We start from the raw sequence: 13,328 nt of genomic DNA on the forward strand, positions 1-13,328 counted from the left end.
ATGCCCGACAACGCGGACCACTCCCCCGCCGGAGCCCGACTCGAGGGCGAGCCGGACGACTCTGTCGACGCCGCACCCGCCACCGGACCCGATTCCGGGTTGGACGGGACGCCGGTCGAGGACGACGCCCCGCCCCCGCCGCCTGCGCCGCTGCTCGAGCTGCGCGACGGCCTCCCCGACGTGGTCGACACCGACGAGGGCCTGCTCGAGGCGTGCGCCGCGCTGGCCGCGGCGACCGGGCCGGTCGCCATCGACGCCGAACGGGCGTCCGGCTACCGCTACTCCAACCGCGCCTACCTCATCCAGCTGCGCCGCGAGGGGGCCAGCACGTGGCTCGTCGACCCGATCGGGATGACGACCCTGGCCCCGCTCCAGGAGGCCCTCGAGGGCACCGAGTGGATCCTGCACGCCGCCACGCAGGACCTGCCGTGCCTCCGCGAGGTGGGCCTCACCCCGACCAGCCTGTTCGACACCGAGCTCGCCGGCCGCCTCCTCGGCTACCCCCGCGTCGGGCTCGCCACCCTGGTGGAGACGGTGCTGGGGCAGCGGATGCGCAAGGAGCACTCCGCGGCCGACTGGTCGACGCGCCCGCTGCCCACACCGTGGCTCGAGTACGCCGCTCTCGACGTGGAGGTCCTCGTCGAGCTCCGCGACCACATGGCCACCGAGCTCGAGCGGGCCGGCAAGGCGGAGTGGGCGCGCCAGGAGTTCGACCACCTGCTGGGCTTCGAGCCGGCCGTCCGGGTCGACGCGTGGCGTCGTACGTCTGGGGTGCACCGCCTGCGCGGGCGACGCTCACTCGGCGCGGCGCGGGCGCTGTGGGAGGCCCGCGACTCCATCGCCGCCGAGCGCGACGTGACCCCCGGCCGGATCCTGCCCGACTCGGCCATCGTGGTCGCGGCGACGGCGATGCCGACCGACCGCCGGGCACTGCTGGCGACGCAGGGCTTCCACGGTCGAGGGGCGAGCCGCTACGCCCCGGCCTGGGTGGAGGCGCTGCGCCAGGCCCGCGAGATGGACGAGGACGACCTCCCCTCCCGCGCCCCGCGCGGCGACGGCCCCCCGCACCCCCGCACCTGGGCCGACCGCGAGCCGGTCGCCGACCGCCGCTTCAAGGCCGCCCGTGAGGCGATGCTCAACCTCGCCGAGGTGCACCACCTCCCGGTGGAGAACCTCCTCACCCCCGACTACCTCCGCCGGCTGATGTGGGCGCCGCCGGCGACCCGGGAGCCGGCCGAGCTGGCCGAGGCCGTCCGCGCCCAGCTGGCGTCCTACGGCGCCCGGCCCTGGCAGGCCGGGCTGGTCACCGGCGCGCTGGTCGGCGCGATCCTCGGCGCCGAGCGCGAGTAGCGCCGGCTACTCCGACGGGGACTCGCTCGGGTCCTCCGTGGGCTCGGGCGACTCGGTCTCCTCGGGCGCGAGGATCTCCTGGGAGGTCTGGTCGATCTCCTCGGTCGTCGCCTCGAGGTCCAGCGGGCCGGGGGCCGTGACGAGCTGCTCGAGCAACGGCGTGACCGCCTCGATGAGCTCCTCGCGCTGGTCGATGAACGGCGGCACCACCATGTAGCGGATGCTCTGGTTGTAGACCTCGGCGCTGGCCGGCTCGTCGTCGGGAGCGAGGAACTCCGGCGAGGCGGCGACCGAGGTGTTGGCCGGGACGATGTAGCCGGTCGAGGCGACCGTCGCGATCGCCGCGTCGGACACGGCGTAGGCGATGAAGTCGGCGGCGTCGTTGATCACCTCGGAGTCCGCCGAGATGCACAGCCCGCTGATGTCGCCGACGGTGGCGCGGGTGTCGATGGTCGGCATCGGCAGCACGTCGAAGTCGAGGTCGTCGGCCTCGCGCATCTCCGGGACGAGGTTGCGGAAGCCGGCGACCATCGCGAGCTCGCCCCGCTTGAAGAGCTGGACGGGCGTGGCCCGGGCGAGCTGGGCGTTGGTCGGCGTCAGCGACGAGTCGCGGAGGATGAAGAGCGTCTGGCTCAGCGCCTCGCGGGTGTTGTCGTCGGAGAAGGCCAGGGACGTCGGCTCCTGGTCGTCGTCGAAGACCTGGCCGTCGCCGGAGTAGATGAACGGCGCCAGCCCCTGCAGGGTCGGATCGATCCAGACGCCGCGCGGGTCGCCGCGACGCGACGCGAACCGGGCGGCCGCCTCGAACTCGGCCAGGGTCCAGCGCTCGCGCTTGCCCTCGTCGGTGACGCTCGGCACGTCGAGCCCGCGCCGCTCCATCTTGTCGAAGTCGACGAGGTCGGTGTTGTAGTAGACGACCATCGGGGACACCGAGTAGGCCATGCACTGGAGCTCGTCGTCCATCGCGAAGGCGTCGACGGCGTCGCGGGAGAAGCGGTCGCCGAAGTCGACGCCGCGCTCGTCGAGCAGCAGGCTCACCGGCTGCAGCGCCTCGCCCTCGACGAGCTGGTCGAGGTCGATGCGCGAGGTGAGGAAGGCGTCCGGCGCGTTGCCGGCGAGCACGTCGGCGAGGGCGGACTCGTGGTCGGGCCACGACTGCAGGGTGACCTTGCGGGTCGTGGAGGAGGCGTTGAAGGAGTCCACGACGCTCTGGAAGGCCGCGACCTCCTCGTCGGTGCCGTAGGCGCCGAAGGTGACCTCGCGCGGCTTCTCCGTCGGCTTGCCGGACTGCCCGTTGCTCGGCGACCGGGTCGGCTCGGGCTGGGGCTCGGCGTCACCGGAGCACGCAGCTGTCGTCAGGGCGACCGTGAGGGCCGTCGCGAGCAGGGCGCTGCGGCGGAAGGAGGGGCGAGACACGGGCAGACCCTATCGGGACAGACCACGCCGAGCCTCGACGACGGCAGTGAAGATCGTCTCGTCCAGCGCGGCCCCCTCACGTCGTACGCCGTCGCGCTCGAGGCGGATCAGCCGGTCGAGGCGCACCTCGCTGGGCCGGCCCTGGGAGTCCCACCCGCCCGTGCCGACGTCCATCCAGTGCCGGCCCCAGCGGGCCTCGTCCTCGGCGTCGCGGTCGTGGTCCTGGCTGCTGAGCATCAGCCCGACCCAGCCGTCCCCGTCGGTGTCGAGGACCAGGACCGGCCGGTCCTTGCCCTGGCTCGGGTCGTCCTCGTAGGGGACCCAGGCCCACACGACCTCGCCGGGGTCGGGCTCGCCGTCGCGCTCGGGGGCGTACGTCGCGCCGGGACCGGGGGCGGGTGCGGACGTGGTGCCGGTGGCGGTCGTGCCGGGCCTGGAGATGCCCGAGATGAAGGCGCCGATGCGCTTGCCGATGCTCATCCCGGGAGCCTAGACCGGACGCCGACACCATCCGGGTGAGTGAGTGCGCCGGACCGGGAGCGCCTCACGGCGCGTGGCCGCTCGTAGCGGCTAATTTTGGGACCCGGGGCTGCCACAGCCCGACGCACTCACGGATATTTTAACGCCTCAGGCGAGCTTGTCCCTGATTTCCACGTGTCCGGCGGCCTCGAGCTGCTCCGACAGGGTCAGCATCCGGGTGATCTCCCCGTGCGAGGCGCTGCCGAGGGCGGCGCGGCCGGCAGCGACGATCCGGGCGAAGGCGGCGGCGCGGAAGAGGGTGACCGCGAAGTCGCCGCGCGTGATCCCGCGCAGCACCTCGTCGACCATCAGGCGCAGCTCGTCGGGGCCGGGCGGGTCGGCGACCCCGGCGACGACGCGGGCCACGTCGACGCGACGCTGCCCGGCCTCGTAGTCCCTGGCCACCCGGTCCGGGTCGGCGTGCACCCACGACCGGAGCAGGAACAGCCGCCACAGGCTCCCCGCGAGCGTGTCGGCGGGAGCGCCCGACCACACCTCCGCGAGCGTCTCGAGGCCCTCGGTGTCGGCGAGGTGGACCACGCGCTCGGCCAGCTCGGGGTCACCGGACTCGCGGGCGCCCCGGACGAGCACGGTCGCGGCCAGGTCGCCGGCCTCGCGCACCTGCGCGGGGTCGGCTCCTCCCACGATGTCGGCGAAGAACCCGTCGCCGGGCGTCATCGGGCGGTGGTGCTGGCGGCCGGTCACCGGTCCACCCTAGGACGCGGCTAGGAGGAGGCCCGCGCCATCACCTTGCGGATGCGCTGGTCGCTGACCTTCTCCCGGGTGCCGAGCTGCTGGGCGAAGAGCGAGACGCGGTACTCCTCGAGCATCCACCGGGCATCGCGCAGGTGCTGCGGCACGGGCTGGCCGTCGGGCACGGCCGCGACGGCGTGCAGCCACGCCTCCTGGAGGCCGGCGAGCTGGTCCATCAGCTGGCGGTCGCGCGCGACCTGGCCGTCGAGGCGCTCGCGGCGGTGGGTCACGGCGCCGAGGTAGCGCGGGTAGTCGCGCAGCCGCCGGACGCCGGCGTCCCCGACGAAGCCGGGCGTCATCAGCCGGCCGACCTGCGCGCGCATGTCGGTGAGGGCCGGGAGCGTCATCAGGTCGGCGCGCCCGGAGATCGCCTTGTCGGTGGTGCGCCACGCCTCCAGCGTCCGCATCACGTCGTGCACGGCCGGGCCGATCCCCGACGCGACGGCCTCGCGGGAGGCGGCCACCACGGCGTCGTACGCCGCCTCGTCACGCACGGTGGGGTGCTGGTCGACGACCTCCCCGACGATGCCGGCGCGCACGTCGGCGAGGAGGTCGGCCACCGACGGGTAGGGCGACCCGACGAGGGCGAGCTTGGCGCGCTGGTCGAGGCCGGCCGCGGCCAGCACCTCGTCGACGGGGTCGGCCGGGCCGAGCGCGAGGAGCACGAGGCGGCGTACGCCGAGCCGGTGGTGCGCCGCGGCCTCGTCTGCCGTGGCGAGCACCTGCAGGCCGACCGTCGCCCCCTCGTCGACGAGGGCCGGGAAGCCCCGGACCTCGTGACCCGCGCGGCGCTGCACGAAGGACTCCTCGACCGTGCCGAAGGTCCACGCCGTCTGGCCGGTGGCGGTCACGCCGGAGTCGGACGCGACGTCGGCCATCGCCTGCTCGAAGGTGGGCCGCAGCGGCTCCTTGAGCGCGTCGAGGTCCTTGCCGCGACCGGCCTCGGCGCCCTTCTCGGTCATCACCCGGTAGGTCGGTCGCAGGTGGGCGGGGACCTTGGACCAGTCCCACGCCTCGCGCGGGATGACGAGGCTGCGGGTGCTCCGCGCGAACCGCTCGAGGGCGTCGAGCAGCGGCTCGGCCCCCGGCGGCGTCGCGTCGAGGAACTCTCGGGCGGTGTTGGGTGCAGGCACCATCGCGACGCGGAGGTTCTTGGGCAGCGAGCGGATCAGCTCGGTGACCAGCTCCTCGCGCAGCCCGGGCACCAGCCACGAGAAGTCGTCGGCCTCGATGCGGTTGAGGGTGGCGACGGGCACGTCGATGGTGAGCCCGTCGTCGGCGGCGCCGGGCTCGAAGTGGTAGCTGATCGGGAAGGTCAGCCCGGCCTCGTCGCTGTCGTGCCACTGGGTCGGGAAGTCGTGGGCGCGCACCTCGCCGGCCGTGTCGTGGGTGAGCATCTCGGGGTCGAAGGTGAGCAGGTCGGGCTTCTTCTGCCGCGCGCGCTTCCACCACTGGTCGAAGTGCTGCCCGCTGACGACGTCGGCGCCGACGCGGGCGTCGTAGAACTCGAAGAGGGTCTCCTCGTCGACGACGATGTCGCGGCGTCGGGCCCGGTGCTCGAGCTCCTCGGCCTCCTCGAGGAGGCGGGTGTTCTCGGCGAGGAACCGGTGCCGGGAGTCCCACTCCCGCTGGACGAGGGCGTGCCGGATGAAGAGCTCGCGGGCCAGCGGCGCGTCGATCCGGCCGTACTGCACGAGCCGGTCGGCGACCAGCGGGACGCCGTACAACGTGACCCGCTCGCGGGCCATCACCGCCGCGCGCTTGCGGGACCAGTGCGGCTCCGAGTAGGTCCGCTTGACCAGGTGGGCGCCGAGGCGCTCGGCCCACTCGGCCTTGATGGCGGCGTTCTGCCGGGCCCACAGGCGCGAGGTCTCGACCAGCTCGGCGCTCATCAGGAAGTCGGGGTTGCGCCCCTTCAGCACGCTGCCGGGGAAGACCGCGAAGCGGGCGTTGCGGGCACCGAGGTACTCCCGCATCGGGCGCCGCTCCCCCGGCTTGCCCTTCTCGCGCTCCTCGAGCGCACCGATGTGGCTGAGCAGGCCCGACAGCAGCGCCTGGTGGATGCCGTCCTCGTCATACGCAGCCCCACCGTCCGCGGCCTTTTCGGTGGTCGAGTGCGCGGCGAGGGACGAGCCGCGTGTATCGAGACCCATCTCCTTGGCCACCTGGCGCAGCTGGGACTCGTAGTCCTGCCACTCGCGGATCCGCATGTAGTTGAGGTGCTCGCGCTTGCACATCCGGCGGAACGCGCTCGAGGACAGCTCGCGCTGCTGCTGCTTGATGTGGCGCCAGAGGTTGAGCCAGGTGAGGAAGTCGCTGGACTCGTGCTTGAAGCGGGCGTGCTGCTGGTCGGCCTGCGCCCGCTGCTCCTCGGGGCGCTCGCGCGGGTCCTGGATGGACAGCGCGGCGGCGATGACGAGGACGTCGCGCAGGCAGCCGAGGCGCTCGGCCTCGAGGATCATCCGGCCGAGCCGCGGGTCGATCGGCAGCCGGGCCAGGCGCTGCCCGACCTTCGTGAGGCGCACTCCCGGACGGGACGTCATGGGCTTCCCCGGTCCGGACCGAGGATTCTCATGACGCTGCGGATCGGGATCGGTCGAGATCGCGCCGAGCTCCTCGAGGAGGTCGGTGCCGGCCTTGACGTTGCGGCGGTCGGGCGGCTCGACGAACGGGAAGCGGGCGATGTCGCCGAGCCGGAGGGAGGCCATCTGGAGGATGACGCTGGCGAGGTTGGTGCGCAGGATCTCCGGGTCGGTGAACTCCGGGCGCGCCTCGAAGTCCTCCTCGGAGTACAGCCGGATCGCGATGCCCTCCGACACGCGGCCGCAGCGCCCGGACCGCTGGTTGGCGGAGGCCTGGCTGATCGGCTCGATCGGCAGCCGCTGCACCTTCGTGCGCACCGAGTAGCGGCTGATCCGCGCGACGCCGGTGTCGACGACGTAGCGGATGCCGGGGACGGTCAGCGACGTCTCGGCGACGTTGGTGGCGAGCACGACGCGGCGCACGATCGAGGAGTGGCTGGAGAAGACCTTGTGCTGGTCGGCGGCGCTGAGGCGGGAGTAGAGCGGCACGATCTCGAGGCGGTCACTCTTGAGCGCGTCGAACGCGTCGGCCGTGTCGCGGATCTCCCGCTCGCCCGGCAGGAAGACGAGCACGTCGCCCGGTCCCTCGGCCGACAGCTCGCGGACCGCGTCGAGGATCGCCTCGGTCTGGTCGCGCTGGACCGGGTCGCCGTCCTCGTCGCTCTCCGGCAGCTCCAGCAGCGGTCGGTAGCGGACCTCGACGGGGTACGTACGACCGGAGACCTCGACCACCGGCGCCCTGAAGTGCGCGGCGAAGCGGTCGACGTCGATCGTGGCGCTGGTGATGATCACCTTGAGGTCGGGCCGGCGCGGCAGCAGCCGCCTCAGGTAGCCGAGCAGGAAGTCGATGTTGAGGCTGCGCTCGTGGGCCTCATCGATGATGATCGTGTCGTACTTGCGCAGGTCGCGGTCGCGCTGCAGCTCGGCCAGCAGGATGCCGTCCGTCATCAGCTTGACCCGGCTCGCGCGGCTGGTGCGGTCGGTGAAGCGCACCTGGTAGCCGACGACGTCGCCGAGCTCGGTGCCGAGCTCCTCGGCGATCCGCTCCGCCACCGACCGGGCGGCGATGCGGCGCGGCTGGGTGTGGCCGATCAGCTTGCCGCCCCCGGCCGACCCGAGTCCGCGGCCCAGCTCGAGGCAGATCTTGGGCAGCTGGGTGGTCTTCCCCGAGCCCGTCTCGCCAGCGACGATGACGACCTGGTGGTCACGGATGGCAGCGGCGATGTCGTCGCGGCGCGCGGAGACCGGGAGCTCGGCGGGATAGGTGATCTTCACAACGGGCGCCATTCTCGCCCACGACGGCAACTGGATTCGCCGCCGGCCACCACCTCAGGAGCTGGAGCCGTCCTCGTCGTCCGGCGGCGTGGTCGGCTGGACCTGGCCGGGCGCGCCCGGAGGGCCACCGTGCATCGGGCCACGGCCACCGAAGTCGTCACCGTCACGGCCCATCGGTCCGCGCTGCTGCATCCAGCCGTCGCGGTCGTGGTGGTCGTTCGTGACCGCCTGGACCGCCGTCACGCCGAGCCCACCCACGATCACGCCGGCGAGCGCCGATGCGACGAGGGCGGCGAGGCCGAAGCTGCGGCTGCCGTCGGAGGAGCGCAGCGTGCGGAAGCGGTCGCGGAAGCCGCGTCGTCCCGACCCGGCCGCAACGGGTGCGGTGGGTGCGGCGGCCGCGTCCTCGGACGGCGGCGGGGTGGGCAGTGCGGACTGCTCGCCCGCGGGCCGCACGGGCTGGGTCTCGTCGCGGGAGTTGTCGTCGCTCATGGGCCTGAGCGTGCGCGTCGTACCTGTGCGGGGCCTGTGGGCGGACCCTCAAGCGCCCCAGAGACCGGCGAGAAAGAATGGTGTCGAGGATGTCGAGAAGCCCCGCACGGCTCCGTCCCCGGGGTGGACGCAGCCACAATGGGCCGCACCTGACTAGGAGCACCGACATGCCGAAGTACCTGATCCTCAAGCACTACCGCGGCGCGCCCGCCACCGTGAACGACGTCTCGATGGACCAGTGGGCGCCCGAGGAGGTCGATGCGCACATGAAGTTCATGGACGACTTCGGCAAGCGGCTGGAGGACAACGGCGAGTACGTCGACGCGCAGGCCCTCTCGCCCGAGGGCGCCTGGGTGCGGGCCGACGAGCAGCGCCAGCCGGCCACCGACGGTCCGTTCGCGGAGACCAAGGACCTCATCGCCGGGTGGTACGTCGTCGACGTCGACGGCTGGGACCGTGCCGTCGAGCTGGCCGGCGAGCTGTCGCTGGCCCCGGGCAAGGACGGCAGGCCGATCCACGAGTGGCTCGAGGTGCGCCCCTTCTACGGCGCCCCGTCCGCGACCGACGCCTGAGCCGGTGACCCCCGCCGACGCGCCCCCTGCCCCCGGGGCCTTCGACGGGGCCTTCGACACGGCCACGCTGCGACCGCTCGTGCCGGCGGTCATCGGCGTCCTCGTCCGCCGCGGAGCCGACTTCGCGACCGCCGAGGACGCCGTGCAGGAGGCGCTCGTGGAGGCGTGGCGCACCTTCGGCGCCCCCGGCGCAGTGGACCGCGCGGAGCCGCCGCGCGACCTCAAGGGCTGGCTGGTCACCGTCGCCTGGCGGCGCTTCCTCGACGTCGTACGGTCCGAGACCGCGCGGCAGCGGCGCGAGGTCGCCGTGGACCTCGAGCCGGAGCGTGGTCCGGCCGAGACGGCCGACGACACGCTGCGCGTCTTCTTCCTGTGCGCCCACCCGGCGCTGACACCGGCCTCGGCCGTCGCGCTGACGCTGCGCGCCGTCGCCGGCCTGACCACCCGGCAGGTCGCCGAGGCCTACCTGGTGCCCGAGGCGACGATGGCGCAACGCATCAGCCGGGCGAAGCGGACCGTCTCGGGCGAGGCGTTCGACCGGCCGGGTGACCTCGCGACGGTGCGGCGCGTGCTCTACCTCGTCTTCAACGAGGGCTACTCCGGGGACGTCGACCTCGCCGCCGAGGCGATCCGGCTCACCCGCCAGCTGGCCGCGCTGGCCGGCCACGACAGGCAGGACCCGGAGACCGACGGGCTGCTCGCGTTGATGCTGCTCCACCACGCGCGACGGCCGGCGCGCCTGCGCGACGACGGGACGCTCGTCCCCCTCGCCGACCAGGACCGCTCCCGGTGGGACACCGGGCTGATCGAGGAGGGCGTCACCGTCCTGCAGGCCGCGCTCGCCCAGCAGCGACGCGGCGAGTACCAGCTCCAGGCGGCCATCGCCGCGCTGCACGCCGACGCCCCCAGCGCCGCGGAGACCGACTGGGTGCAGGTCGTGCAGTGGTACGACGAGCTGCTGGCACTCACCGGCAGCCCGGTCGTGCGGCTCAACCGCGCCGTGGCGGTGGGCGAGGCCGACGGCGCCAGGGCCGGCCTCGCGGCGCTCGCCGAGGTCGACCCCGACCTGCCCCGCCACCGCGCCGCGTCGGCGTACCTCCACGAGAAGGACGGCGATCTCGTCACGGCCGCGCGACTCTTCGCCGAGGCCGCCGGGCTCGCGACCAACCTCGCCGAGCGGACCCACCTGACCCGGGAGGCCGCCCGGCTCAACCGGGCAGCCCGCTGACAGGCGTCGCACAGCAACCTCACAGGTTGCCCCGGCAGGATGCCGTCCGTGCAGCAGCTCACCCGCCCCGACGGCTCCCCCGTGCGTGTCCTCGTCGTCGACGACGAGGTCAACATCGCCGAGCTCCTCGCGATGGCCCTGCGCTACGAGGGATGGGACCTGAGAATGGCGCACAGCGGCGGCGACGCCGTCGCCACTGCGCGCGACTTCCGGCCCGACGCCGTGGTGCTCGACATCATGCTCCCGGACTTCGACGGCCTCGAGGTGCTGCGCCGGATGCGCGCCGACGGCAGCGACGTACCCGTCCTCTTCCTGACCGCCAAGGACGCCGTCGAGGACCGCATCGCCGGCCTCACGGCCGGCGGCGACGACTACGTCACCAAGCCGTTCTCGCTGGAGGAGGTCGTGGCCCGGCTGCGCGGGCTGATCCGGCGCGGCGGCACGGCGGCGCAGGCCGAGGCCGGCAACCTCCTGGTCGTCGGCGACCTCACCCTCGACGAGGACAGCCACGAGGTGCACCGCGGCGGCGACGAGATCGCCCTGACCGCCACCGAGTTCGAGCTGCTGCGCTTCCTCATGCGCAACCCGCGGCGGGTGCTGAGCAAGGCGCAGATCCTCGATCGCGTCTGGCAGTACGACTTCGGCGGCCAGGCCAACGTCGTCGAGCTCTACATCTCCTACCTGCGCAAGAAGGTCGACGCCGGCCGCGAGCCGATGATCCACACGATGCGCGGCGCCGGGTACGTCCTGAAGCCGGCGTCGTGACGCTCCTACCGCGGCGGCCGCTCACCCTCACCGCCCGACTGGTCGCGGTGGTCGTGCTGCTGGTCGCGGTGACGGCGCTCCTCATCGGCACCGCGACGACGCTGGCCATGCAGCGCAGCCTCGACCAGCGCCTCGATGCGGACGTGCGCGACGCGACCCGCTTCGCCACCGGCCCCCGTCACCCTGACCGCGACGGCGACGACTTCGGCCCGGGGCAGCAGTTCGGCTCGTTGCAGGCCTACCGGCCCGACTCCGGCGACTCCTGGGGAACGGTGCTCTCGGAGCAGCAGGGCGCGAGTCCGTCCGCGTCCACACCGCTCGATGCAGCCCAGCTGGCGGCCCTGGCCGGCCTCGACGCCGGTCGTGACCCGCAGAGCGTCGACCTGCCCGACCTCGGCAGCTACCGCGTCCTGGTGACCGACCTGCCGGGCGGGACGGTCGTCGCCGGACTCCCCCGCGGCGAGGTGCGGGAGACGGTCGAGCGGCTCGTCCAGCTGGAGCTGCTGACCGGCCTGCTCGGCGTGCTCGCCGCGGCGGGCGTGGGCATGGTCGTCGTACGCCGCCAGCTCTCGCCGCTGCGCGAGGTCGCCGCCACGGCGCACCGGGTCGCGGAGCTGCCGCTGGCGTCCGGGGAGATCGAGATGGCCGAACGGGTGCCGGAGCGGCTGACCGACGAGCGCACCGAGGTCGGCCAGGTCGGCTCGGCGCTCAACGCCATGCTCGACCACGTCGAGCACTCGCTCGGCCAGCGGCACCGCAGCGAGCAGCAGGTGCGGCAGTTCGTCGCCGACGCGTCGCACGAGCTGCGCACGCCGCTCGCGACGATCGCCGGCTACACCGAGCTGGCCCGGCACCGGCCCGAGACCGGCGGCACCGCGCTCGCCAAGGTCGAGACCGAGTCGGTGCGGATGACGGCCCTCGTCGAGGACCTGCTGCTCCTGGCGCGCCTCGACTCGGGCCGGCCGCTGGAGCGGCGGTCCGTCGACCTCTCCCGGCTGCTGCTCGAGGCGGTCGACGACGCCCGCGTGGTCGACCCCGACCGGTCCTGGCGCCTCTCGCTGCCCGACGAGCCCATCACGGTCACCGGTGACGAGGCCCGGCTGCACCAGGTCGTGAGCAACCTGCTCGCCAACGCCCGCAAGCACACGCCACCGGGCAGCACGGTGACGGTGACCGGCACGGCTGGTGCCACCGGCGCCGGCTTCACCGTGCACGACGACGGCCCGGGCTTCCCGCCCGACCTCGCACCCCGCGCGTTCGAGCGCTTCACCCGCGGCGACGCCGCCCGCACCCGGGGCGGTGCCGGCCTGGGGCTGTCGCTCGTCGAGGCGATCGTCGGCGCCCACGGCGGTGCCGTGACGCTCGACAGCCGACCCGGCGACACCACGATCGCCGTCGTCCTGCCCTCCCCGGCGGCGTAAACGCCAGTTACCGTGGGCGGCATGAGCCTGACCACCCTCACCGACAAGGTCGTCGTCATCACCGGTGCCGGATCGGGGATCGGTCGTGCGCTCGCGCTCCGCAGCGCACGGGCGGGCGCCCTCCTCGCCCTGTCCGACTGGGACCGCGACGGCCTCGCCGAGACCGTCGCGCTCGCCGAGCAGGCCGGCGCGGCGAAGGTCCGCCAGGACGTCGTCGACGTCTCGGACCGGGCAGCGGTCGCTGCGTGGGCGGCCGGCGTGGTCGAGGAGCTCGGCCGCGTCAACCTCGTCGTCAACAACGCCGGCGTGAGCGCCACCGGCGACTTCTCCGACCTCACCTACGACGACCTCGACTGGATCGTCGGCATCAACTTCTGGGGCGTCGTCCACGGCTCCAAGGAGTTCCTGCCCCACCTCGTCGCGAGCGGCGACGGCGCCCTGGTCAACATCTCCTCGCTCTTCGGGCTGGTGTCGGTGCCCGGCCAGTCGGCGTACAACGCCACGAAGTACGCCGTCCGCGGGCTGACCGAGGCGATCCGCGAGGAGATGCTCGTCAACCGCCACCCGGTGACGGTCACCTGCGTCCACCCCGGCGGCATCCGCACCGGGATCAGCCGCCACGGCCGCAAGGCGGCCGGCCTCGACGCGGCCCGCATCGACGCGCTCTTCGAGAAGAAGCTCGCCAAGATGTCGCCCGACCGCGCCGCCGAGATCATCCTCGACGGCGCCCTCGCCGGGAAGCCGCGCGTCCTCGTCGGCCTCGACGCGCACCTCATCCACCAGTTCGGTCGGATCGCGGGAGCCCGCTACCAGGACGTCGTCGCCCGCCTCGCCGCCCGCACCCGCTGACCGGGCACGTCCTCGCGCATCACACCGCCGACCGGGCACTTCCTCGCGCTGATCCGTCCAGGTTCCGCGAGGAGGTGCCCGGTCGGCGCCTCCTGGCGCGAGGAGG

At 73.5% G+C, this 13,328-nt stretch carries 11 protein-coding genes; 6 read left to right on the forward strand and 5 right to left on the reverse strand.

Features of this window, described 5'->3' with window-relative positions; translation table 11 throughout:
• Complete coding sequence (locus AC1DP1_RS03210; RefSeq protein ID WP_477505607.1) at nucleotides 1–1,350, forward strand: HRDC domain-containing protein; 1,350 nt, start codon at nucleotides 1–3, stop codon at nucleotides 1,348–1,350.
• Between the two features lie 6 nt (nucleotides 1,351–1,356).
• On the opposite strand, the gene AC1DP1_RS03215 is transcribed toward AC1DP1_RS03210, so the two are convergent.
• The 5 genes from AC1DP1_RS03215 to AC1DP1_RS03235 form a co-directional block, all read right to left on the reverse strand.
• Complete coding sequence (locus AC1DP1_RS03215) at nucleotides 1,357–2,766, reverse strand: ABC transporter substrate-binding protein (RefSeq protein ID WP_457187220.1); 1,410 nt, start codon at nucleotides 2,764–2,766, stop codon at nucleotides 1,357–1,359.
• Between the two features lie 9 nt (nucleotides 2,767–2,775).
• Nucleotides 2,776–3,246: a type II toxin-antitoxin system PemK/MazF family toxin gene (locus AC1DP1_RS03220; RefSeq protein ID WP_457187218.1), complete on the reverse strand. Its 471-nt coding sequence runs from the start codon at nucleotides 3,244–3,246 to the stop codon at nucleotides 2,776–2,778.
• Between the two features lie 147 nt (nucleotides 3,247–3,393).
• Nucleotides 3,394–3,990: a hypothetical protein gene (locus AC1DP1_RS03225; RefSeq protein ID WP_300046782.1), complete on the reverse strand. Its 597-nt coding sequence runs from the start codon at nucleotides 3,988–3,990 to the stop codon at nucleotides 3,394–3,396.
• 20 nt (nucleotides 3,991–4,010) lie between these two features.
• Nucleotides 4,011–7,907 carry an ATP-dependent RNA helicase HrpA gene (gene hrpA / locus AC1DP1_RS03230; RefSeq protein ID WP_477505608.1) on the reverse strand — a complete coding sequence of 1,299 codons (3,897 nt, stop codon included), beginning with the start codon at nucleotides 7,905–7,907 and terminating at the stop codon, nucleotides 4,011–4,013.
• Nucleotides 7,908–7,949: 42 nt separating this feature from the next.
• Entirely contained in the window at nucleotides 7,950–8,387 is a 438-nt protein-coding gene (locus AC1DP1_RS03235) for a hypothetical protein (protein ID WP_457187214.1), read from the reverse strand.
• Nucleotides 8,388–8,554: 167 nt separating this feature from the next.
• On the opposite strand from AC1DP1_RS03235, the gene AC1DP1_RS03240 reads away from it, so the two are divergent.
• The 5 genes from AC1DP1_RS03240 to AC1DP1_RS03260 all read left to right on the forward strand — a co-directional run bounded on the left by AC1DP1_RS03240 (nucleotide 8,555) and on the right by AC1DP1_RS03260 (nucleotide 13,222).
• Entirely contained in the window at nucleotides 8,555–8,959 is a 405-nt protein-coding gene (locus AC1DP1_RS03240) for a YciI family protein (protein WP_477505609.1), read from the forward strand.
• A 67-nt stretch (nucleotides 8,960–9,026) separates the two neighbouring features.
• Nucleotides 9,027–10,187 carry an RNA polymerase sigma factor gene (locus AC1DP1_RS03245; RefSeq protein WP_477505688.1) on the forward strand — a complete coding sequence of 387 codons (1,161 nt, stop codon included), beginning with the start codon at nucleotides 9,027–9,029 and terminating at the stop codon, nucleotides 10,185–10,187.
• A gap of 39 nt (nucleotides 10,188–10,226) precedes the next feature.
• The gene (locus tag AC1DP1_RS03250) at nucleotides 10,227–10,952 is read left to right on the forward strand and encodes a response regulator transcription factor (RefSeq protein ID WP_477505610.1); all 726 of its coding nucleotides are present in this window, start codon (nucleotides 10,227–10,229) and stop codon (nucleotides 10,950–10,952) included.
• Nucleotides 10,949–12,373, forward strand: coding sequence for a sensor histidine kinase (locus AC1DP1_RS03255; RefSeq protein ID WP_477505611.1), 1,425 nt, complete (start codon nucleotides 10,949–10,951; stop codon nucleotides 12,371–12,373). Before AC1DP1_RS03250 ends, AC1DP1_RS03255 begins: the two co-directional genes overlap by 4 nt.
• A 21-nt stretch (nucleotides 12,374–12,394) precedes the next feature.
• On the forward strand, nucleotides 12,395–13,222 hold the full coding sequence (locus AC1DP1_RS03260) for an SDR family NAD(P)-dependent oxidoreductase (RefSeq protein ID WP_457187206.1): 828 nt from the start codon (nucleotides 12,395–12,397) through the stop codon (nucleotides 13,220–13,222).
• The last annotated feature ends 106 nt before the right edge of the window (nucleotides 13,223–13,328 follow it).

This window comes from Nocardioides sp. P4_G10, from assembly GCF_056401175.1.

Coding starts and splice junctions, on each gene's coding strand:
- AC1DP1_RS03210 (WP_477505607.1), top strand. CDS start 1: ATGCCCGACAACGCGGACCACTCCCCCGCCGGAGCCCGACTCGAGGGC.
- AC1DP1_RS03220 (WP_457187218.1), bottom strand. CDS start 3,246: ATGAGCATCGGCAAGCGCATCGGCGCCTTCATCTCGGGCATCTCCAGG.
- hrpA (WP_477505608.1), bottom strand. CDS start 7,907: ATGGCGCCCGTTGTGAAGATCACCTATCCCGCCGAGCTCCCGGTCTCC.
- AC1DP1_RS03235 (WP_457187214.1), bottom strand. CDS start 8,387: ATGAGCGACGACAACTCCCGCGACGAGACCCAGCCCGTGCGGCCCGCG.
- AC1DP1_RS03240 (WP_477505609.1), top strand. CDS start 8,555: ATGCCGAAGTACCTGATCCTCAAGCACTACCGCGGCGCGCCCGCCACC.
- AC1DP1_RS03250 (WP_477505610.1), top strand. CDS start 10,227: ATGCCGTCCGTGCAGCAGCTCACCCGCCCCGACGGCTCCCCCGTGCGT.
- AC1DP1_RS03260 (WP_457187206.1), top strand. CDS start 12,395: ATGAGCCTGACCACCCTCACCGACAAGGTCGTCGTCATCACCGGTGCC.